Consider the following 22,278-nt stretch of genomic DNA (forward strand, 5'->3'; position numbering starts at 1 on the left):
ACAATCAATCAGACAAACTGTGTGGGCACTTGAAGATTCGTTTTATCATTAAAGATTTTAAAATTGAACTGAATAGTGCTACGAAGATTCGTTTATTTATTATAGATGATTAATTAAGTCAGCAGTATTGAGCGATTAAACTTTTTGAATTGAAGAGTTTGATCATGGCTCAGATTGAACGCTGGCGGCAGGCTTAACACATGCAAGTCGAACGGTAACAGGAGAAAGCTTGCTTTCTTGCTGACGAGTGGCGGACGGGTGAGTAATGCTTGGGAATCTGGCTTATGGAGGGGGATAACGACGGGAAACTGTCGCTAATACCGCGTAGAATCGAGAGATGAAAGTGCGGGACCGCGAGGCCGCATGCCATGAGATGAGCCCAAGTGGGATTAGGTAGTTGGTGGGGTAAAGGCCTACCAAGCCGACGATCTCTAGCTGGTCTGAGAGGATGACCAGCCACACCGGGACTGAGACACGGCCCGGACTCCTACGGGAGGCAGCAGTGGGGAATATTGCGCAATGGGGGCAACCCTGACGCAGCCATGCCGCGTGAATGAAGAAGGCCTTCGGGTTGTAAAGTTCTTTCGGTGACGAGGAAGGTTGTTGTGTTAATAGCGCAACAAATTGACGTTAATCACAGAAGAAGCACCGGCTAACTCCGTGCCAGCAGCCGCGGTAATACGGAGGGTGCGAGCGTTAATCGGAATAACTGGGCGTAAAGGGCACGCAGGCGGCTATTTAAGTGAGGTGTGAAATCCCCGGGCTTAACCTGGGAATTGCATTTCAGACTGGGTAGCTAGAGTACTTTAGGGAGGGGTAGAATTCCACGTGTAGCGGTGAAATGCGTAGAGATGTGGAGGAATACCGAAGGCGAAGGCAGCCCCTTGGGAATGTACTGACGCTCATGTGCGAAAGCGTGGGGAGCAAACAGGATTAGATACCCTGGTAGTCCACGCTGTAAACGCTGTCGATTTGGGGATTGGGCTTTAAGCTTGGTGCCCGTAGCTAACGTGATAAATCGACCGCCTGGGGAGTACGGCCGCAAGGTTAAAACTCAAATGAATTGACGGGGGCCCGCACAAGCGGTGGAGCATGTGGTTTAATTCGATGCAACGCGAAGAACCTTACCTACTCTTGACATCCATGGAATCCTGTAGAGATACGGGAGTGCCTTCGGGAACCATGAGACAGGTGCTGCATGGCTGTCGTCAGCTCGTGTTGTGAAATGTTGGGTTAAGTCCCGCAACGAGCGCAACCCTTATCCTTTGTTGCCAGCGATTAGGTCGGGAACTCAAAGGAGACTGCCGGTGATAAACCGGAGGAAGGTGGGGATGACGTCAAGTCATCATGGCCCTTACGAGTAGGGCTACACACGTGCTACAATGGCGTATACAGAGGGTGACGAAGCCGCGAGGTGGAGTGAATCTCAGAAAGTACGTCTAAGTCCGGATTGGAGTCTGCAACTCGACTCCATGAAGTCGGAATCGCTAGTAATCGCGAATCAGAATGTCGCGGTGAATACGTTCCCGGGCCTTGTACACACCGCCCGTCACACCATGGGAGTGGGTTGTACCAGAAGTAGATAGCTTAACCTTCGGGAGGGCGTTTACCACGGTATGATTCATGACTGGGGTGAAGTCGTAACAAGGTAACCGTAGGGGAACCTGCGGTTGGATCACCTCCTTACCAAAGATAGAATTGACTTTAAGTGTCCACACAGTTTGGCTGATGATTGTAAACAAAAGAAGAATAAACAAATAAAGCAAGATGTGAAGAATATCTTTACATGTTGTCCCCATCGTCTAGAGGCCTAGGACATCGCCCTTTCACGGCGGTAACCGGGGTTCGAATCCCCGTGGGGACGCCATTTAAAGATGATTTTTTGTCTTCTTAATAAACTGTTCTTTAACAAACTGGAAACAAGCTGAAAACGAGACTTTCAAGAAAGTCTGAGTAAGGGTCATTGATAAAAGGCAATGATTCTGAATAAATTAACTGTTACGGCTGACAAACCTAACGTGTTTTTAGCGTCAATCTGTGATGTAGAGTGGATTTTAACTTTAAATTCCATTTTATCTTCATCAGATTGTTCATCCTAAGAATACTTGAGGTTGTATGGCTAAGTGACAAAGCGTACAAGGTGGATGCCTTGGCAATCAGAGGCGAAGAAGGACGTGCTAATCTGCGAAAAGCTTGGATGAGTCGATAAGAGGCGTTTAATCCAAGATGTCCGAATGGGGAAACCCAGTAGATGAAGAATCTACTATCACTTACTGAATTCATAGGTAAGTGAGGCGAACCGGGAGAACTGAAACATCTAAGTACCCCGAGGAAAAGAAATCAACCGAGATTTTGTGAGTAGCGGCGAGCGAAAGCGAAAGAGCCTGTTAGTGATAGCGATAGAGACAGAGGAACAAGCTGGGAAGCTTGGCGACACAGGGTGATAGCCCCGTACTCGAAGTCCAGGTCGTGGTACTAAGCTAACGAGAAGTAGGGCGGGACACGTGATATCCTGTTTGAAGATGGGGGGACCATCCTCCAAGGCTAAATACTCCTGATTGACCGATAGTGAACCAGTACTGTGAAGGAAAGGCGAAAAGAACCCCGGTGAGGGGAGTGAAATAGAACCTGAAACCTTGTACGTACAAGCAGTGGGAGCCCGCAAGGGTGACTGCGTACCTTTTGTATAATGGGTCAGCGACTTATATTTTGTAGCGAGGTTAACCGAATAGGGGAGCCGAAGGGAAACCGAGTCTTAACTGGGCGTTGAGTTGCAAGGTATAGACCCGAAACCCGGTGATCTAGCCATGGGCAGGTTGAAGGTTGGGTAACACTAACTGGAGGACCGAACCGACTAATGTTGAAAAATTAGCGGATGACTTGTGGCTGGGGGTGAAAGGCCAATCAAACCGGGAGATAGCTGGTTCTCCCCGAAATCTATTTAGGTAGAGCCTTGAGCGGACACCTTTGGGGGTAGAGCACTGTTTCGGCTAGGGGTCCATCCCGGATTACCAACCCGATGCAAACTACGAATACCGAAGAGTGATACTCAGGAGACACACGGCGGGTGCTAACGTCCGTCGTGGAGAGGGAAACAACCCAGACCGCCAGCTAAGGTCCCAAAGTCTATATTAAGTGGGAAACGAAGTGGGAAGGCTTAGACAGCTAGGATGTTGGCTTAGAAGCAGCCATCATTTAAAGAAAGCGTAATAGCTCACTAGTCGAGTCGGCCTGCGCGGAAGATGTAACGGGGCTCAAATATAGCACCGAAGCTGCGGCATCAGACGTAAGTCTGTTGGGTAGGGGAGCGTTGTGTAAGCGGATGAAGGTGTGTTGAGAAGCATGCTGGACGTATCACAAGTGCGAATGCTGACATAAGTAACGATAAAACGGGTGAAAAACCCGTTCGCCGGAAGACCAAGGGTTCCTGTCCAACGTTAATCGGGGCAGGGTGAGTCGGCCCCTAAGGCGAGGCTGAAAAGCGTAGTCGATGGGAAACGGGTTAATATTCCCGTACTTGGTAAAGCTGCGATGTGGGGACGGAGCAGGTTAGGTTAGCGTACTGTTGGATATGTACGTTTAAGTTGGTAGGTGGGAAGTTTAGGCAAATCCGGACTTCCTTAACACTGAGAGATGATGACGAGGCTCTACGGAGCTGAAGTAACTGATACCACACTTCCAGGAAAAGCCACTAAGCGAAAGGCTTTACTAAACCGTACTGAAAACCGACACAGGTGGTCAGGTAGAGAATACTCAGGCGCTTGAGAGAACTCGGGTGAAGGAACTAGGCAAAATAGCACCGTAACTTCGGGAGAAGGTGCGCCGGCGTAGATTGTAAGGGCTTGCCCCTGAAGGTTGAACCGGTCGAAGATACCAGCTGGCTGCAACTGTTTATTAAAAACACAGCACTCTGCAAACACGAAAGTGGACGTATAGGGTGTGATGCCTGCCCGGTGCTGGAAGGTTAATTGATGGTGTAATTGAAAGAGAAGCTCCTGATCGAAGCCCCAGTAAACGGCGGCCGTAACTATAACGGTCCTAAGGTAGCGAAATTCCTTGTCGGGTAAGTTCCGACCTGCACGAATGGCATAATGATGGCCAGGCTGTCTCCACCCGAGACTCAGTGAAATTGAAATCGCCGTGAAGATGCGGTGTACCCGCGGCTAGACGGAAAGACCCCGTGAACCTTTACTATAGCTTGACACTGAACATTGAATTTTGATGTGTAGGATAGGTGGGAGACTTTGAAGTAGTCACGCCAGTGATTATGGAGTCGTCCTTGAAATACCACCCTTTAACGTTTGATGTTCTAACGAAGATTGCGAAACGCGGTCTCGGACAGTGTCTGGTGGGTAGTTTGACTGGGGCGGTCTCCTCCCAAAGCGTAACGGAGGAGCACGAAGGTTTGCTAATCACGGTCGGACATCGTGAGGTTAGTGCAATGGTATAAGCAAGCTTAACTGCGAGACAGACAAGTCGAGCAGGTACGAAAGTAGGTCATAGTGATCCGGTGGTTCTGCATGGAAGGGCCATCGCTCAACGGATAAAAGGTACTCCGGGGATAACAGGCTGATACCGCCCAAGAGTTCATATCGACGGCGGTGTTTGGCACCTCGATGTCGGCTCATCACATCCTGGGGCTGAAGTAGGTCCCAAGGGTATGGCTGTTCGCCATTTAAAGTGGTACGCGAGCTGGGTTTAGAACGTCGTGAGACAGTTCGGTCCCTATCTGCCGTGGGCGTTGGAGAATTGATTGGGGCTGCTCCTAGTACGAGAGGACCGGAGTGGACGCATCACTGGTGTTCCGGTTGTGTCGCCAGACGCATTGCCGGGTAGCTACATGCGGAAGAGATAAGTGCTGAAAGCATCTAAGCACGAAACTTGCCAAGAGATGAGTTCTCCCAGATTTAAAATCTGTAAGGGTTGTTTAAGACTAAGACGTAGATAGGTGCGGTGTGTAAGTGTAGTGATACATTGAGCTAACGCATACTAATTGCCCGAGAGGCTTAGCCATACAACGCTCAAGTGTTTTGGGGGAGACCTGGAGCATGGAGTGAAGTAGAGGGTAACAGTTAAGAGAGTAGACGAAGAAGAGAAAGTGGAGAGTCAGCTTGTTTTAGTTTGAAGAAGACAGAGAAATAAAAAGAAAGAGATAAGAGAGAAAGAGAAGAATATCATCGACCGATTTTTGGCGGCGATAATGCGGTGGACCCACCTGATTCCATACCGAACTCAGAAGTGAAACGCTGTTATGCCGATGGTAGTGTGGGAGATTCCCATGTGAGAGTAGGTCACCGCCAAGTTTATTCGTATGAACCCCTGATGTGAGAGCGTCGGGGGTTTTTGATTTTTATATATTTATGTGCGTATTTTGTTTGCTAGTTTGATATCAAGCTGAATTTTATATGAATCACTAAAACGCCGTTTTGCGTGATAAAACTTAAAAATACTTAGAAAGGTAGCAGCATTTTTAAGAATAGAACAATGCTAATCATCCTCGTTTGGACCAAATAAGCACAAGCGTGGACGCTTGCGCTATCTTGAAGGATTCATATAGATAGCGTACTCTTCTTAGAGTGTACTGATATTTTTGGAAAAGGTACATATTAGGAGACGCGCTCTATTTCGGGGGATTATTTATCCCCACGTAGCGTGCAACTTGTTGCACGAATGATTAAACTCCGATGCGTAATTCATGATTTCATGCGTAGCGTGCATCTTGATGCACGATCAATCCACGCATGGAACGTTATTTAACCCTTCCGGCTATTCACGATTTCGTGCAACAAATTGCACGCCACAATTCACTAAAATAGTGATATAGAAATAGACATTTCTGGATGAATGGATTTTTGTCAGCGCAGTAGGCTTAAATACAAAAGTCGTGGAGGGCTATATAAAGGAATTAAGAAAAAGAAGACATACTTCAAGATAATTTATCAACGAAGAACATATCGCCCCTTTTAAAGAGTAGTTAGGGAAACCATTAGATACGTTTGTCAGTTTTTACAAGCCTTGAGTGGCTTGCGAAGTATAGGTCCTTATAGGGGAGCCTAAAAACCACATGTTTTACGTGCGGATTGTTATTTTTATATGTTTATTTATAGAAGAATCAGACTTAATATGAACTGTTGAAACTCAGTTTTGCACGATAACACTTAAAAATGATTGGAAAAGTAACCGCACTTTTCAAAACAGAAAGATGGTTTAAGCGTCCACGCTTGGACCAAATAAGCACAAGCGTGGACGCTTGCGCTATCTTAGGGAAGAAGGTTTATGTGGAGTTTCGATAAACAAAAGTGCGGTAGATTTTAAAAGTGTTTTTGAGATTGAAAACGTTTGAAAAAATGACCGTACTTTCTAAAAACAGAGCGATGGTTCAAGCGTCCTCGCTTGGACCAAGATAGCACAAGCGTGGACGCTTGCGCTATCTTAGGGTTTGGATCTCGGGAGCTTAACAAGAATTTGTTGGTAGGCTTGTTGTACTAGCCCCATGCTGGCTGCTCTCCTGACGCGCGCTATCGTCGGAGGTTATGCTTGAGCAATCGTGAGTTAACTTTAAATCTATAAACAACTTCTAATATTTTTCAGAAACAAAAAATATGTTTTCATTTCAAAAAGCTGTAAATCATATTTAGCCTTATCAAAGTCCTTCTCTTTTTTTATTTCATCTAAACTTTTATTAAAAGATAATATTCTATATAGATTTTTAATTACATCTTTAGGAGATACAATATTAATATCTTCAAATTCATAATCTGTCACTTTCATATCTTTATCTCTATTTACTACTAGAGAAAAACCAACATACCATACTTCAGAATTATTATTAAAGTCAGTAATTTCAATACAAAAATGATAGCGACTGAATTCTCTTGATTCTTCATTAGAAAAACAAAAATAAGGGTATTTGTCAGATTCTATAAACGATAAAATTTGATGATAGGCATATCCTTTATGAAGGGTATCAAATTTTTTAAACTTATTTAGAACAATTGGTAGTGTTCTATCTATTCCTAGTGTTTTTCCTGTGCTAATAAGATCAAATGTCTGTGCTCTAGCTATTCCACCTATATTAGGAGTTATACAAATTTTATAAGGAAAGGGATAACTATCAGAAAAAAAAGAATTATATAGTTTTACTTTGAAACTATAGTTATCCCATAATTTATCCCAAAAACTAATTTTAACTAAAAAAACACGATATGAGGCTTTTTGATAATAGCTTTGAACTTTAGAATTAAAAACATTATGTTTGTATGCCTTTATAGAAAAATATAAGGCAAATAACGATATAACTATAGGAGTAATAGAGATAAAATTATGAGAAATAAAATCAATCATATAATTAATCGCCTTAAAATCACATGCTACTAATCACATTTAAAACCCGCTTATCCGACACCTGATACTTGGTCCCTAACTGCTGTGCAAACAAACTCACTCGCAATTCCTCAATCATATAACGAATTTCCGCCACCTCATCCGAAATCGGTTTAGATTTTGGCAGTTTGGCAAGAAGTTGTTGGTAGGCTTGTTGCACTTGTTCCACGCGTAACATAGCGGCGCGATCACGATTGACATCTTGAGCCAGTTTATCCATGCGTTTGTCGATGGCTTGCAGATAGCGGAGTAAATCCGGCAGGCGGGTGTAGCCGCTTTTTTGCACGAAGCCTTGATAAATCAAACCGGCAATTTGGCTTTTTATATCGGAAAGCGCAAATGCCATGGTGAAATCCATTTTGCCTTTTAAACGTTGATTGATCTGATGTGTAAGTGTAAGGATCTGCTCGACTTTTTGCGCAATATCCACGGTAACTTCATTAACGTTTTCACGCACAAAATCCCGTAGTTTGTCAAAACCTTCTTCGTTCCACACAAAGCCGCCAAAATCCGCAATGAGTTTATCCACGGCACAGGCAATACAATCGTCAATCAAATCCAACACACGGCCAAACGGCGTGAAATACAGCCCTAATTTGGCTTTATTCGGCAATTTTTCATGCAGATATTTAATCGGTGATGGCACGTTGAGCAACAACAAGCGACGCAGACCTTGCTGCATTGCCACCGCTTGTTCAAATTCCGTTTCAAACAGTTTGATGCCCACCGCGTCTTTTTCGTCCACAATGGCAGGGAACGCTTTCACACTGAAACCGCGCTGTTTTTGTTCGTAACATTGTGGCAGCTCGGCGAAACTCCAAATATGCAGTCCACTTTGTTCAATGCCATCGTCCGCCACCGCGGAAATGCTTTCCTGTACACGATCTTTTAAACTAAATTTCAGCTCGTCTAAATTCATGGATTCGGCGATTTTCTTGCCGTTTTCATCCACCACGCGGAAGGTCATTTTCAAATGGCTTGGAATTTGTTCCCAATTCCAATGTTCCGCTTCTACGGTGACGCCCGTCATGCGACGCAATTCATAAATCAACGTATCCAACAACGGTTTTTCCAATGGCACGGCGCGTCCTAAAAAGGCTTGGGCATAATTCGGTGCCGGCACGAAATTACGGCGATAAGATTTCGGCAGAGATTTAATCAGCGCAATCACCAGTTCTTCCCGCAAGCCCGGAATTTGCCAATCAAACCCCGTCATTTCCACTTGGTTGAGCAACGGCAACGGAATATGCACGGTCACGCCGTCCGCATCTGTGCCCGGTTCAAATTGATAAGTCAGTTTGAGTTTCAGATTGCCTTGATGCCAGAAATTCGGGAAATCCAGCTTGCTCACTTGTTCCGCATCATCGTTAATCAAAAATGAGCGTTCAAAATTAAGCAGCTCGGGATCTTGTTTTTCTGCCTTTTTCCACCAAGTATCAAAATGCTTTTGCGACACCACGTCAGTGCCGATACGCTGATCGTAAAACTCAAATAAAGTGCGCTCGTCCACCAAAATATCGCGACGACGGCTTTTGTGTTCCAATTCCTCCACTTCTCGAATCAGCTGCTGATTTTGCTTGAAGAATTTGTGCTTGGTATTCCAATCCCCTTCCACCAAGGCGGATTGAATAAAGATTTCACGGCTTACCCTTGGGTCAATGGCGCCGTAATTCACCGGTCGGGCTGCCACAATCGGCACGCCATACAGGCTCACCTTTTCATCAGCAATCACCGCCCCGCGGGATTTCGACCAGCGCGGTTCAGAATAAGATTTTTTCGCTAAGTGTTCGGCAAGCGGCTCAATCCATTCCGGCTCAATTTCCGCCACCATGCGTCCCCAAAGCTTGGAGGTTTCCACCAGCTCCGCCGCCATCACCCATTTCGGTTGTTTTTTGAAAAGCACGGAATTTGGGAAAATCGCAAAATGCGCATTGCGCGCGCCAAGATATTGTTGTTTTTCCGCTTCTTTTAAGCCGATATGAGAAAGCAAACCGCTTAAAAGTGCGGTGTGAATTTGCTGATATTCGGCTTTTTCCGAATTAATCGGCAAGCCCATTTCACGCACGGCAAGGCGAATTTGTTGATAAATATCCTGCCATTCTCGAATGCGCAAATAATTTAAAAAATCCTTTTGGCACTGACGGCGGAATTGGTTTTTCGTCAATGCCTTTTGCTGTTCTTGCACATAATGCCAAAGATTCAAGAATGCCAAGAAATCCGATTTTTTATCGGCAAAGCGGCGATGTTTTTCGTCGGAAGCCTGTTGTTTTTCGGTTGGGCGTTCACGCGGATCTTGAATGGATAACGCCGAGACAATAATCATTACCTCATAAACGCTACCAAAATCGACCGCACTTAGAAGCATTTTGGCAAGGCGTGGATCGACCGGGAGTTGGGCAAGTTGGCGACCGATCGGGGTAAGTTCCCAACCTTGTTTTTTCTCTGTCGATTCGCTAGCGCGCGTCTCCTGACGCGTGCTTTCATCTGTCAACTTTTGGGCACGCGTCGGGAGACGCGCGCCATCACGAGATTTATATTTTTTCGGTTGAATCGCACCCAACTCTTCTAACAACTTCACGCCATCTTGAATGTGCCGTTTATCTGGCGCATCCACAAAAGGGAACGCTTCAATATCGTCTAAACCCAACGCCGTCATTTGCAAAATGACGGAAGCCAAATTGGTGCGCAGAATTTCCGGATCGGTAAATTCCGGACGATTGTTAAAATCCTCTTCCGAATAAAGACGAATACAAATGCCTTCACTCACCCGCCCGCAACGCCCTTTCCGCTGATTGGCGGAGGCTTGGGAAATCGGCTCAATGGGTAAGCGTTGCACTTTGGTGCGGTAACTATAACGAGAAATGCGCGCTGTACCTGGGTCAATCACATATTTTATACCCGGCACGGTCAATGAGGTTTCCGCTACGTTGGTCGCCAACACAATGCGATTTAATCCGCTCGGGTGGAAAATTTTATTTTGTTCTTGCGCTGACAAGCGGGCAAAGAGCGGTAGGATTTCCGTGTGTTTTAGATTTTGTTTTTGCAAGGCTTCGGCAGTATCGCGAATTTCCCGCTCGCCGTTCATAAAGATCAAAATATCGCCGCGTCCTTCCGCTTGAAGTTCATCCACCGCATTGAGAATGCCTTGTAGCTGATCTTGATCGTCTTCTTCCACTACGGGGCGATAACGCACTTCCACGGGATACGTTCTGCCCGAGACTTCGATAATCGGCGCATTATTGAAATGCTTGGAAAAACGTTCCACATCAATGGTGGCCGAGGTGATAATGACTTTTAAGTCCGGACGGCGTGGCAGAAGCTGTTTCAGATAACCGAGAATAAAATCGTTATTTAAGCTGCGTTCATGGGCTTCATCAATAATCAGGCAAGAATATTGATTGAGTAAACGATCCGTTTGAATTTCAGCCAGCAAAATCCCGTCTGTCATCAACTTGATTTGGGTGTTATCGCTAATCTGATCGTTAAAACGGACTTTATACCCCACTAAATCGCCAAGCTCTGTTTGCAATTCTTCCGCAATTCGAGCAGCTACCGAACGTGCCGCAATACGGCGCGGTTGGGTATGTCCGATTGTGCCAAGATTGCCGAATCCTAGCTCCAAACACATTTTCGGCAGCTGGGTGGTTTTCCCCGAACCGGTTTCCCCTGCCACCACGATCACTTGATGCTCGGAAAGCAGTGTTTGAATTTCTGCTTTGCGTTGGCTAACAGGCAGGCTTTCCGGAAAAACGATGGGATTTTGCACCGCACTTTTACGATTTTCTACACGTAATCTTGCTTGTTCAATTTGCTGTTGGATTTCAGCCGCAACGGCTTGCTGCGCTTCTTGGCTTTTAATTTTGCCGATGCCATGAATGCGGGCGGATAAACGGCGTTTATCTACCAGCATGATGTGATTTAATTGAGAAAAAAGGGATTGTTGTAACGGGGTCAATTCGTGTTTTACGGTTTTATTCTTCATACTGATTTACTTTTTCAAACTGCCGTAAGCCAAGCAAAGCCAGCCAATTAAAAATAAGGTACCCCCAATCGGTGTCACCCAAACCAGGAATTGTCCTGCACCAAGTGCGAGTGCATAAAGGCTGCCGCTAAAGAGAAGAATGCCGAATGCCCATGCACCCGCGGCGAAATTGACCATTTTGCAGGCAACCAATGATTCACGGCACAATTGCAAAATGCCAATCGCTAAAATAGCAATGGTGTGGAACATTTGATATTTCACACCGGTTTCAATCCACGCTAATTCTTTAGGCTCTAAAACCTTGCTTAATCCGTGAGCAGCAAAAGCGCCAATCGTCACACATAAAAAACCGCTCAAGGCGGCGATAAATAACCATTTGTTTTTCATTTAGAATTTTCCTATGAGTAATGCCAAAATACCTGCAGCGATAAGCGGCCCCACTGGGATGCCGCCGAGAAAAGAGACACCGATAATGGTGCCGATGACTAAGCCTGTCAGCAAAACCGGTTGTTCCCCCATCAGCGGAACGCCTCTGCCCGCAAGCCACGCGACCAATACACCCACCGCAATGGCAACGAACATTTTCCAACTGACAAACGCCGACAAGCCGGGAAGCTGAATTTTGCCGGAAACCAACGGGCTCAAAACGCCAATGGTTAAAATCACGATACCAATGCTCAAGCCGTATTTTTCCAAATAGGGAATGTATTGAGCGAGAAATGTTTGCTGCATGATCAGTAACACGGCGGCGGAGATCGTGATGGCGCTATTGTGGCTAAGAATGCCAAGCAAAATTAACACCACTAAAAGTAACGCAATCATATTGAATTGAAGCGACATATTGATCCTAAAGTGCGGTAAAAATTCGCAGAAAATTATAGCACAAGCCATGTCTTTTCTTTGCCGGTATAGAAAATTCCTGAAGGAAAAGTGCGGTCATTTTTTAGCCTCTTTTTATACAAATACCTGTTGTACCAAGAACATATATAACATGGTGCCGGCAGCGATGGATAAGAACATATTGCGCTTCCACAAATGTAACGCAACGACGATCGCACCAGAAAGAAATTCGGGGACGCCATGAAAGCCGCTAAACACATCCACGTTTTTGTAACAATACACCACGAGCATACCAAACATTGCTGCAGGTAAGACTTTACCTAAATAACGGATATATTCGGGAATCGGGCGGTTCGCCGGGAAAATCCAAAACGGCAACCATCGGGTAAATTGCACGCCTAGTACAGCAATACCGATGGTGATGATTTGTTCGGTTAATGTCATTCTTCAATCCTCTTTAAGGTTGAGGACAATTTTGGTCGACGGAAAGTCAATACCGTCCAGATGCCGATTAAGGTTGGCAATAAGAAATAGTCATGTCCGAAAACGATGAGGGAAATCGCGGCAATCGCCAAACCTAACAAAGAGCTTTCATGAGATTTTTCCTGCGCCCAGTTTTCGGCAAAAATCACTAAAAACAATGCTGTCATAGCAAATTCAATGCCCTTCAAATCAAAGGGAATAATGTTCCCGAATACGTTGCCAATGCCAGCACCGATTGCCCAATACATATGCAAATAAAACGAAACAAAAAAGAGATACCAACCGCGATCAATATGCGGTGGAACGTTTGCCATGTAATTCAAGGAAAAAGATTCATCTACCAACGTGGCAATAAGGTATGGACGTTTTTTGCCCAAGGATTTTCCGTATTTTCCCAACATCGCAATGCTATAAAAAAGCTGTCTGCCACTCACCATCAAGGTAATCAATAACGCATTTAACGGCGCAAATGCCAAACTTAATGCGCCGGCAATGATGAATTCCACGGAACCGGCGTAGATGAATAACGCCATCAACACGGGATACCAAACACCAAAACCAAGTGCTTTCATGTAAATGCCGTAAGCCACGCCAAGGAACAAAAAGCCGGCGAGCATCGGCGCACTATAGGGCAAGGCGGCTTTCGCCGCCGCCCAAATGGGATGAGAATTTGTCTTTACGTCAGACATACAACGAGATCTCTTCTAATATAGACAATTCGGGCAAGGTAGAAAAACTTTGGGCTTTCACGGTTTCATAGAAATCATCCACGAACGCCATTTGTGAATCCAACTCTCGCGTTGCGGCATAAAGATTACTGTGTAACCCCTGTTCGGTAATTTTTCGTGCCACGATGTAACCACGATCCAAATAAGGCTTCGCCGCCCAAAACGGCAATGCCGCCACTCCACGTTTACTTGCCACCAACTGAATGATGGCGATGGTAAGTTCACTGGTTCGTCGGGTCGGATTGATGCCTTTCGGGTGTAATACCTTACGCAACAAATCCAACATATCATCCGGTACGGGATAAGTAATTAACGTTTGATCAATAAAATCTTCCGCCTGCCAAACCTCTTTCGCTGCTAGCGGATGATCTTTTGCACATAATCCCACCATTTCATAGGAAAACAACGGCTTATACACAATGCCCGGAGTCTCTTCCACTTCTTGCACAACCGCCCAATCGGCACGATGGCTTAACAGCAACCCAACGGCATCGGTATGGAAACCGGACACAATATCCAACTCCACCAACGGCCAATGTTGACGGAATAAATCCATGGCAGGCATAAGCCAATCGAAGCAAGTGTGGCATTCCACCGCAATGCGCAACTCGCCGGCTTCCCCTTGTTTCACCCGCGCTAAATCGCGCTCCGCCTCAATCACTTTAGGCAAAATATCATTGGCAAGCTGAATCAAACGTTCACCTGCCGGTGTAAAGTGCAACGGCTGAGTTTTACGCTCAAATAACGGCAAGCCGTATTGATCTTCCAACAGTTTAATTTGATGGGAAAGAGCGGATTGAGTGAGATAAACCCGTTTTGCTGCCAAAGAAACACTGCCCGTTTCTTTTAAGGCAAGTAAAGTTTTAAGGTGTCGAAGTTCAAGAAAGATTGGTTTCATGAGAAAGATTCATATTCATGAGGAAAATAATGAAACCGTATCATACACCAAAATAGGCTGTGCTTTAATGTTCCAGAAAAGAAAATTAAGGCATAGATTGAACAAATCCGTTCATCCTTTTTGTTGAGGTTAAATCACACAAGAAGACCGCACAGAGATGTCTCAAAGTGCGGTCGGAAAAGAGAGCGTTTTACGCTTTTTTGTATAATTGCGGTAACGCAGAATCTTTGTTTGTCGCCAGTAAACCGGTGCGGGAATAGATACCGAGTTTGTCGCGGGTGTCGGTGATATCAAGGTTGCGCATGGTTAATTGACCAATACGATCGACCGGATCAAACGGTGCATTTTCCACTTTTTCCATACTCAAACGTTCCGGATGGTAGGTTAAGTTCGGCGATTCCGTGTTGAGTAAGGAATAGTCGTTACCACGACGTAACTCTAACGTCACTTCACCGGTGACCGCGCGAGCCACCCAACGTTGAGCGGTTTCGCGCAACATTAAGGCTTGCGGATCGAACCAGCGACCTTGGTATAACAAGCGACCTAAACGAATACCGTTGATGCGGTATTGTTCAATGGTGTCTTCGTTGTGGATACCGGTCACTAAACGTTCGTAAGCGATGTGTAAGAGAGCCATTCCCGGGGCTTCGTAGATGCCGCGTGATTTTGCTTCGATGATACGGTTTTCGATTTGGTCGGACATCCCTAAGCCGTGACGACCACCAATGCGGTTGGCTTCAAGGAACAATTCTACGATATTGTCGAAGGTTTTGCCGTTTAATGCGACCGGAATGCCTTCTTCAAAGCGCACAGTCACTTCTTCCGCTTTGATTTTCACATCTTCACGCCAGAACGGTACGCCCATGATTGGGTTGACGATACGAATACCTGAATTTAAGAATTCCAAGTCTTTTGCCTCGTGAGTCGCGCCAAGCATGTTGGAGTCGGTGGAATAGGCTTTTTCGACAGACATTTTGTAATCAAAGCCGTTCTCGATTAAAAAGTTAGACATTTCAAAACGGCCGCCCAATTCATCGATAAATTTTTGATCCAACCACGGTTTATAAATTTTTAAATTTGGGTTGGTCATTAAGCCGTAACGATAGAAACGTTCGATGTCGTTGCCTTTGTAAGTACTGCCATCACCCCAAATATTGACATCATCTTCTTTCATGGCAGAGACCAACATGGTGCCGGTCACCGCACGGCCTAATGGAGTAGTGTTGAAATAAGTCAAACCACCTGTCGTCACGTGAAACGCACCGCATTGGATCGCTGCAATGCCTTCTTGGGCTAATTGCGTGCGGCAGTCGATTAAGCGCGCCATTTCTGCGCCATATTCTTTGGCTTTGCGTGGAATAGCCTCGTAATCCTCTTCATCCGGTTGGCCAAGGTTCGCGGTGTAAGCACAAGGAATGGCGCCGTGTTGACGCATCCAAAGCAGTGCCGCGCTGGTGTCTAAGCCGCCGGAAAAGGCGATACCGACTTTTTCACCTTTGGGTAAGTGTTGCAAAATGGTATTTGACATATTTTCTTTCCTTATCTGTGTTTGTTTGGGTTAATGGGGTTAATAAAACGGCGTTGTAAAAATATTTCGAAAAACAACCGCACTTTTATTCTTCTGTTGTCAGCATTAAATTCGGATCCGGATATTGGTAAACAAATTCTAATTCATGACAAATTTTTTCCGTCATGATAATGCGCTGCGGATCTTGTTCTGAGTTAATAAAGTGCGGTGGTTCTAGCCCGTATTTTTCCGCAGCATACTGATAATAGGCTTCTCGTGTAGGGTGCGTTGGCGCTGCCAAATGATATAAACGGTAGCCGCCCGGGGTTTCTAACAATAACTGAATGGCGCGTGCGCAATCATCTAGATGGACTAAATTCACGGGAGAATGACCGCACTTGAGTGCTTGTTTTCCGGCAAGAGAATAAACAGGGTGGCGATCGTTGCCGACTAAACCGGCAAAACGAATAATATCGCAATCGATGTCTTGCATTTTTGCCAAGGCGTTTTCAATTTCAACTAAGGCGCGACCAATGTCGCTACTTGGCTGTGGGATGACGGACTCATCAAAATTGGCGGAAATCTCAGGGAAAACGGAAGTGGAGCTAATAAAAATAATGTGGCTTACGCCTTGTAATAAGGCTTCGTTCACCAGATTTTGTACGCCTTCGACATATTGATTGAGATCGAAAAAATATTGGCTTGGTGGAATATTGATGATCAACGAATCCACATCCAGCAATGCACTGACATCATCAGGATCCGCATTAATTTCAGGGGTAAGTTCCAAATGATAGGCTTCCAAACGCATTAAACGCATTTGTTCTACACCATCGTGAGTGCGTTTCGTGCCTTTCACTTCCCAGCCTAGATTTTTTAAATGTCGCGCCAGTGGCAAACCTAGCCAACCTAACCCGACAATGGCGACCGACCTCATATTACTCCTATCCGGTTACAAAAAATTCCCACTATTCTAATGCATAGCGGGAATTCCTTTAAGTGTTATTTGGTTAATAAATCCAAGGCTTCTTGGTATTTATCTACGGTCTTCTGAATGACATCCGACGGCACTTTCGGCGCCGGTGGCTGTTTATTCCAACCGCTGTTTTCCAACCAGTCACGAATAAATTGTTTATCAAAAGACGGTGGGTTTGTGCCTTCTTGATAAGTCTCTACTGACCAGAAACGGCTGGAATCCGGCGTTAATACCTCATCCATCAACGTTAACGTACCGTTTTCATCCAAGCCGAATTCAAATTTGGTGTCACAAATGATGATACCTTTGGTTAAGGCATATTTCGCCGCTTCGGTATAAAGGGCGATGGCTTTTTCTTTCACTTGCGCCGCCAAATCTTTGCCGATTAAGTTTTCACACTCAGCATAGCTAATATTAATGTCGTGATTGCCGATTTCTTCTTTGCTGGATGGCGTGAAAATCGGTTCAGGCAATTTGCTGGCTTCTACCAAACCTTTTGGTAACACTAAACCGCAAATGGTCCCCGTTTGTTTGTAATCTTTCAGACCGCTACCGGTTAAATAACCGCGCACGATAGATTCAATTTTAATTGGGGTTAAGCGTTTGCACACCACCGCACGCTCTTTCACTAAATCGGCTTCCGCTTTGGGTAACACATCGTAAACGCTGTCACCGGTAAAATGATTCGGCATAATGTGCGCCAGTTTGTTAAACCAAAAGTTAGAAATTTGTGTCAGGATTTCGCCTTTACGCGGAATCGGATCATCTAAAATCACATCGAACGCCGACAATCTGTCACTGGCGACCATCAACATTCGTTTGTCATCAATTTCATACAAATCCCGTACTTTGCCGGAATAGATTTTTTTAAGACTGAGTTGTGTCATTTCATTCCCTTTTTATCTGCGTAAAAATAATGACGCGTATTGTACCGCACTTTTTACGCAAACGTTTGCATTTTTTGGGATTTTTATTGATGTTGACTTCATATTGCCGTAAGAGAAAAGAGTGCGGTCAGAAAAAAGGATGTTTTATGACGTATCAAAATACGCCCAGAATATACCGCACTTTGTTGCAACGTGCTCCCATTCATGATGCTTAAACTTGAAAAAATGGGCTAAAAAGCATATAGTTGCGCCACTCATTTTAGGACCGTCGTTTAAGGCGGTTTCTTTATTTCTTTATCAAATAATACAGACAGCACAGATGACATACCCACAAGAACAAGTTAATAAACGCCGCACTTTTGCGATTATTTCTCACCCCGATGCGGGGAAAACCACCATCACCGAAAAGGTCTTGCTTTATGGTAACGCCATTCAAAAAGCCGGTTCGGTGAAAGGCAAAGGTTCCGCGCAACACGCGAAATCCGACTGGATGGAAATGGAAAAACAACGTGGGATTTCCATTACCACGTCCGTGATGCAATTCCCATACAACGATTGTTTGGTCAACCTGCTGGATACTCCGGGGCATGAGGATTTCTCTGAAGATACTTACCGCACTTTAACGGCAGTGGACAGCTGCTTGATGGTGATCGACTCCGCCAAAGGGGTTGAGGAACGTACCATTAAATTGATGGAAGTCACCCGTTTGCGCGATACGCCGATCATCACGTTTATGAACAAACTTGACCGTGATATTCGTGATCCGATGGAATTGTTGGATGAAGTTGAAAGCGTATTGAAAATTCACTGCGCGCCGATTACGTGGCCTATCGGCTGCGGCAAATTGTTTAAAGGTGTGTATCACTTATACAAAGACGAAACCTATCTTTACCAAACCGGACAAGGTCACACCATTCAAGAAGTGCGAATCGTAAAAGGCTTAAATAATCCGGAATTGGATAACGCCGTAGGTGACGATTTGGCACAACAATTACGTGATGAATTGGAATTAGTCAAAGGCGCCAGCAATGAATTTGACTTAGATTTATTCCTAAACGGCGAACTGACGCCGGTCTTTTTCGGTACGGCGTTAGGGAATTTCGGCGTGGATCATTTCCTTGATGGTTTAACCGAATGGGCGCCTGCACCGCAAGCCCGTCAGGCAGATACGCGTAAAGTGTCTGCTGACGAAGAAAAATTCAGTGGTTTCGTGTTTAAAATTCAAGCCAATATGGATCCAAAACACCGCGACCGTGTTGCCTTCTTACGCGTCGTGTCCGGAAAATACGAAAGAGGCATGAAACTCAAACATGTGCGTATCGGCAAAGAGGTAGTGATTTCTGATGCCTTAACCTTTATGGCGGGTGATCGTGCACACGCGGAAGAAGCCTATGCAGGCGACATTATCGGGTTACATAATCACGGCACGATTCAAATCGGCGATACCTTTACCCAAGGAGAAGAGTTAAAATTCACGGGCATTCCAAACTTTGCACCGGAATTATTCCGCCGTATTCGTTTGAAAGATCCACTCAAGCAAAAACAATTATTAAAAGGCTTGGTACAGCTTTCAGAAGAAGGCGCTGTGCAGGTTTTCCGTCCGCTGCTAAATAACGATTTAATTGTTGGGGCAGTGGGCGTGTTGCAGTTTGATGTGGTCGTTTCGCGTTTGAAATCTGAATACAACGTCGAAGCCATTTATGAAACCGTCAATGTGGCAACCGCACGTTGGGTGGAATGTGGTGATGCGAAAAAATTTGAAGAGTTTAAACGTAAAAACGAGCAAAACTTGGCGTTAGACGGTGGCGATAACCTTACTTACATCGCCCCGACTATGGTCAATCTCAATCTTGCGCAAGAGCGTTATCCGGATGTGACATTCTTCAAAACCCGAGAACATTAATTCGTTCAAAAACATGAAAAAATAGACCGCACTTTGATCTTCTTCTATGGATTGCTATCGATCATTGTGCGGTTTTTCGTCTTAGATGAAAAATAGTGGCTGTTTTGGATGGCGCTCAATTTTTAACTTGCGAAAAAGTAAAAAATCAATAAAATGAACGAACGTTCATTCAGTGGTGTATTATTTGCTGTCTGTAACCTATCAAATGTGCGAATAAAGAGAAATTTTAACCGCACTTCTCACAATTAACCCAAGTTTATTAGTGACTTTATATGCATCAATCTGAAACGGATATGATCGAGCGAATTTTTACGGCCACGAATGATTTGATGGCGACAGTGGGTTTGCCAAATTTATCCATATATAAAATTGCCAAAGAGGCCAAAATTTCCCCGGGGACGATTTACCTTTATTTTAAGAATAAAGATGAATTGCTGGAACAATTTGCAAGATATATCTTTAAATCTTTCGAAGAAACCTTGGAAAAAGACTATGATGAAAACCAGTCGTTTTTCCGGTATTATGTAGCAGTTGCACAAAGACCTAACCGATTGAAAATACTAAAATCTCCATTGAAAGTTTAACTCAATGGAGATTTTTATTATGGCGGAATCCCACCTTATTTCTCAATTTAGCAAATTAATTGAAAGCAGCTATAAAGAAAAAGCAATTCTTGAACATCAGCTTACTCAGTTGGAACAACAGAAATTAGATTTAGAAGATAAAATACTCTGTTTTGAGAATACTTTAATGTACCTCGAACCCAATTTCGATTTAAGGCAAATCAAAACACAATTTAATGCGTCAAGGCTAATAAAACCTCGTTTGTTTAAACAAAATCTTCAATTGTTGGTCGCAAGGGTATTAAAGCAAAGTGAACGTTGGAAAACATTATACTCGATTGCAAATGAGGCGTTGGCATTAGATAGTGGCAAAGATTATTTTTCACCTAAAAGAGAGCATGAATTAGCCGTTGCTCGCGTATTGAAAGGACTGTACAAGAAAGGAATTATTGAACGGAGAGAAGTTGAATTACATAAACGGACAATAAAGCGAGGATTTTTCAGACGTTCTGAATGGCGATTAAAACCTCTTGAGTAAAAATGGATAAGTAGCGGTAGAAATACCGCTATTTTTGTTTTAGCCGCCATTTGACATCAGTCACGCCTCTTTCTAACCGTTCTACGACGCCTTTTGTCAGCCAATGTTTTAACGCGCCACGCACGGAAACCGTATGTTTCGGACGAACGATAGGGTCTTGTCTGTCTTTTATTAAGACAATCTCAGTGATTTCATTGACCGTAAAATAATGGTCGGGTTGAGCTTTGAGTACCGCTAAGACCATTGGTCTTAATTTTCCACGGAATCTATGTTTGTAGGTTCGATATGAATAAACCTCAGTATCGTATTCATCGGTTAAGGCTTCATCTTCCATTACTTCGAGAGCATCGTTGAGTTTTTTAATTTTTCGTTCAACTAATTCGAGATGTTCTAGCACCTGTGTTCGTTCACGCTGCAATCGGTCGATTTTAGCCTGAATTTGGCTAAAGTAGATTTTATTTCCCATTACATTATCAGCCTTTCTGCTTGTCTATGATTACCTTGCCAATAGCCTTGCCAGTCTGTTGTATTGTCGGTAGCAAGACATTGCCCTAGCGTGCTGTTAAATAGGCTTAAATTATCAACACGGCGATTATCTTCTCGATAAGCACATTCGTTGGCGTAGTTATCAAGATACTTATTGCTGATTTTGTGGTGCGTACCGATAATCATACGTTTAAAACGGCTGAAATAGCTTTCCGCAAGATTGTTAGTGATACCGTCATCGCTGCGGTATTCTTTTTGATGGTTCACACGCCGCAAATCGTAGTGAATCATCAATTCGTCATAAGCCGAGTTTTCGTCTGCGTGAATACGGCTACCTGCCTTAATATAGCTTGTTGCCAGTTTATTCACGACTTGGCTATTTTCCGATAAAATCGGAAAGGTTAAGGTTTTCTTTGCGCCCACTAAATACGGATTTTCTACGGTTTCTTCCTCAGTGTAACGACTTCGCATTACCAAAATTGACCGCTTGTGAGGATTAGCATTTTCCTTCAGTCGTCTATCAACGCGTTCACTTTTCTTATTTTTAGGGCGTGGAGCGGAATGCACGTAAGTGCCGTCAATATGGATTTCACCCGAAAGCGGAAATAACTGTTTCTGAATTTGTAAACTTTCACGAATTTTGTGAGCAAGCGTAAAAGCCGTCTTATATTGCACGTTCAAGTCGCGCGAAAGTTGGCAAGCAGACAAACCTTTAGCGGCATTAACAAATAAAGCTATCGCGTAAAGGTAGGTCTGAATAGACAGTTTACGGTCGGCAAAAATCGTGCCTGATGTGACACTAAAGGTATGATGACAATGTTTACACCGCCATTGATTGCGACTGGCAATGCGATAAGCAATATGTTGAACGCCACACTTCGGACACACCACATTTTCCTCACTCCCCCAACGAATTTTGCATAGCAATGTTCGCGCTTCGGTATCAGATAGCTGTGCCAGCTTGATAGGTGAAAGCGTGCGAGCTTTACTGGAGAGTAAGAAATGTTGAGCCATTTAATGCCTAAAATCTGTCGATTACCGTTTGTTTAAATATACCTAAAGATGTATAATCATCTTTATTTTGACGTATAATATACATATTTA

The 22,278-nt window shown here is 44.4% G+C and carries 14 protein-coding genes, 1 tRNA gene, 3 rRNA genes and 1 pseudogene; 7 read left to right on the forward strand and 12 right to left on the reverse strand.

Annotation, left to right across the window (positions count from 1 at the left end; translation table 11 throughout):
• Positions 1-146 precede the first annotated feature (146 nt).
• The 4 genes from AC30SF_RS02920 (at position 147) to rrf (ending at position 5,303) form a co-directional block, all read left to right on the forward strand.
• Positions 147-1,686: ribosomal RNA gene (locus AC30SF_RS02920) — 16S ribosomal RNA — on the forward strand.
• Positions 1,687-1,791: 105 nt separating this feature from the next.
• A tRNA-Glu gene (locus AC30SF_RS02925) sits at positions 1,792-1,867 on the forward strand.
• Positions 1,868-2,117: 250 nt separating this feature from the next.
• Positions 2,118-5,014 (forward strand): 23S ribosomal RNA (locus tag AC30SF_RS02930).
• Positions 5,015-5,187: 173 nt separating this feature from the next.
• Positions 5,188-5,303: ribosomal RNA gene (gene rrf / locus AC30SF_RS02935) — 5S ribosomal RNA — on the forward strand.
• Together the 16S, 23S and 5S rRNA genes with 1 tRNA gene alongside form the textbook arrangement of a ribosomal RNA operon.
• Positions 5,304-6,564: 1,261 nt before the next feature.
• On the opposite strand, the gene AC30SF_RS02940 is transcribed toward rrf, so the two are convergent.
• From AC30SF_RS02940 to AC30SF_RS02985, 10 genes are all read right to left on the reverse strand, one after another.
• Positions 6,565-7,344: a hypothetical protein gene (locus AC30SF_RS02940; RefSeq protein WP_489607510.1), complete on the reverse strand. Its 780-nt coding sequence runs from the start codon at positions 7,342-7,344 to the stop codon at positions 6,565-6,567.
• 19 nt (positions 7,345-7,363) lie between these two features.
• Positions 7,364-11,365, reverse strand: coding sequence for an ATP-dependent RNA helicase HrpA (gene hrpA / locus AC30SF_RS02945; RefSeq protein WP_489607511.1), 4,002 nt, complete (start codon positions 11,363-11,365; stop codon positions 7,364-7,366).
• 6 nt (positions 11,366-11,371) lie between these two features.
• Complete coding sequence (locus AC30SF_RS02950) at positions 11,372-11,752, reverse strand: DUF423 domain-containing protein (RefSeq protein WP_489607512.1); 381 nt, start codon at positions 11,750-11,752, stop codon at positions 11,372-11,374.
• Complete coding sequence (locus tag AC30SF_RS02955) at positions 11,753-12,205, reverse strand: DUF441 domain-containing protein (RefSeq protein WP_489607513.1); 453 nt, start codon at positions 12,203-12,205, stop codon at positions 11,753-11,755.
• Positions 12,206-12,319: 114 nt separating this feature from the next.
• Positions 12,320-12,649 (reverse strand): branched-chain amino acid transporter permease, encoded by a 330-nt coding sequence (locus tag AC30SF_RS02960; RefSeq protein ID WP_314170897.1) that lies wholly within the window; start codon positions 12,647-12,649, stop codon positions 12,320-12,322.
• Positions 12,646-13,377 carry an AzlC family ABC transporter permease gene (locus AC30SF_RS02965; protein WP_489607514.1) on the reverse strand — a complete coding sequence of 244 codons (732 nt, stop codon included), beginning with the start codon at positions 13,375-13,377 and terminating at the stop codon, positions 12,646-12,648. The genes AC30SF_RS02960 and AC30SF_RS02965 overlap by 4 nt, the downstream gene beginning before the upstream one ends.
• Positions 13,370-14,314 carry a LysR family transcriptional regulator gene (locus AC30SF_RS02970; protein WP_489607515.1) on the reverse strand — a complete coding sequence of 315 codons (945 nt, stop codon included), beginning with the start codon at positions 14,312-14,314 and terminating at the stop codon, positions 13,370-13,372. The genes AC30SF_RS02965 and AC30SF_RS02970 overlap by 8 nt, the downstream gene beginning before the upstream one ends.
• Before the next feature lie 190 nt (positions 14,315-14,504).
• Positions 14,505-15,842 carry an argininosuccinate synthase gene (argG, locus tag AC30SF_RS02975; RefSeq protein WP_479744112.1) on the reverse strand — a complete coding sequence of 446 codons (1,338 nt, stop codon included), beginning with the start codon at positions 15,840-15,842 and terminating at the stop codon, positions 14,505-14,507.
• An 85-nt stretch (positions 15,843-15,927) separates the two neighbouring features.
• A complete protein-coding gene (locus AC30SF_RS02980; RefSeq protein ID WP_479744113.1) occupies positions 15,928-16,758 on the reverse strand; it encodes an SDR family oxidoreductase in 831 nt (276 codons plus the stop codon).
• 65 nt (positions 16,759-16,823) lie between these two features.
• Entirely contained in the window at positions 16,824-17,684 is an 861-nt protein-coding gene (locus AC30SF_RS02985) for a phosphoribosylaminoimidazolesuccinocarboxamide synthase (protein WP_314170901.1), read from the reverse strand.
• Positions 17,685-18,003: 319 nt separating this feature from the next.
• Between AC30SF_RS02985 and prfC the strand changes: the two genes are divergently transcribed.
• The 3 genes and pseudogenes from prfC (at position 18,004) to AC30SF_RS03000 (ending at position 20,688) form a co-directional block, all read left to right on the forward strand.
• Positions 18,004-19,587 (forward strand): peptide chain release factor 3, encoded by a 1,584-nt coding sequence (prfC, locus tag AC30SF_RS02990; protein ID WP_489607516.1) that lies wholly within the window; start codon positions 18,004-18,006, stop codon positions 19,585-19,587.
• A 272-nt stretch (positions 19,588-19,859) separates the two neighbouring features.
• Positions 19,860-20,111: pseudogene (locus tag AC30SF_RS02995) on the forward strand (TetR/AcrR family transcriptional regulator); the annotation flags it as partial.
• 79 nt (positions 20,112-20,190) lie between these two features.
• On the forward strand, positions 20,191-20,688 hold the full coding sequence (locus tag AC30SF_RS03000; RefSeq protein WP_489607359.1) for a hypothetical protein: 498 nt from the start codon (positions 20,191-20,193) through the stop codon (positions 20,686-20,688).
• A gap of 28 nt (positions 20,689-20,716) precedes the next feature.
• On the opposite strand, the gene AC30SF_RS03005 is transcribed toward AC30SF_RS03000, so the two are convergent.
• Together AC30SF_RS03005 and AC30SF_RS03010 are read right to left on the reverse strand one after the other, a co-directional pair.
• The gene (locus AC30SF_RS03005) at positions 20,717-21,154 is read right to left on the reverse strand and encodes a DNA repair protein (RefSeq protein ID WP_109059941.1); all 438 of its coding nucleotides are present in this window, start codon (positions 21,152-21,154) and stop codon (positions 20,717-20,719) included.
• The gene (locus AC30SF_RS03010; RefSeq protein ID WP_489607360.1) at positions 21,154-22,188 is read right to left on the reverse strand and encodes an IS1595 family transposase; all 1,035 of its coding nucleotides are present in this window, start codon (positions 22,186-22,188) and stop codon (positions 21,154-21,156) included. The genes AC30SF_RS03005 and AC30SF_RS03010 overlap by 1 nt, the downstream gene beginning before the upstream one ends.
• Positions 22,189-22,278: the final 90 nt, after the last annotated feature.

This window comes from Aggregatibacter valvarum (genome assembly GCF_980468985.1).

Coding starts and splice junctions, on each gene's coding strand:
- AC30SF_RS02940 (WP_489607510.1), bottom strand. CDS start 7,344: ATGATTGATTTTATTTCTCATAATTTTATCTCTATTACTCCTATAGTT.
- hrpA (WP_489607511.1), bottom strand. CDS start 11,365: ATGAAGAATAAAACCGTAAAACACGAATTGACCCCGTTACAACAATCC.
- AC30SF_RS02950 (WP_489607512.1), bottom strand. CDS start 11,752: ATGAAAAACAAATGGTTATTTATCGCCGCCTTGAGCGGTTTTTTATGT.
- AC30SF_RS02955 (WP_489607513.1), bottom strand. CDS start 12,205: ATGTCGCTTCAATTCAATATGATTGCGTTACTTTTAGTGGTGTTAATT.
- AC30SF_RS02960 (WP_314170897.1), bottom strand. CDS start 12,649: ATGACATTAACCGAACAAATCATCACCATCGGTATTGCTGTACTAGGC.
- AC30SF_RS02965 (WP_489607514.1), bottom strand. CDS start 13,377: ATGTCTGACGTAAAGACAAATTCTCATCCCATTTGGGCGGCGGCGAAA.
- AC30SF_RS02970 (WP_489607515.1), bottom strand. CDS start 14,314: ATGAAACCAATCTTTCTTGAACTTCGACACCTTAAAACTTTACTTGCC.
- argG (WP_479744112.1), bottom strand. CDS start 15,842: ATGTCAAATACCATTTTGCAACACTTACCCAAAGGTGAAAAAGTCGGT.
- AC30SF_RS02980 (WP_479744113.1), bottom strand. CDS start 16,758: ATGAGGTCGGTCGCCATTGTCGGGTTAGGTTGGCTAGGTTTGCCACTG.
- AC30SF_RS02985 (WP_314170901.1), bottom strand. CDS start 17,684: ATGACACAACTCAGTCTTAAAAAAATCTATTCCGGCAAAGTACGGGAT.
- prfC (WP_489607516.1), top strand. CDS start 18,004: ATGACATACCCACAAGAACAAGTTAATAAACGCCGCACTTTTGCGATT.
- AC30SF_RS03000 (WP_489607359.1), top strand. CDS start 20,191: ATGGCGGAATCCCACCTTATTTCTCAATTTAGCAAATTAATTGAAAGC.
- AC30SF_RS03005 (WP_109059941.1), bottom strand. CDS start 21,154: ATGGGAAATAAAATCTACTTTAGCCAAATTCAGGCTAAAATCGACCGA.
- AC30SF_RS03010 (WP_489607360.1), bottom strand. CDS start 22,188: ATGGCTCAACATTTCTTACTCTCCAGTAAAGCTCGCACGCTTTCACCT.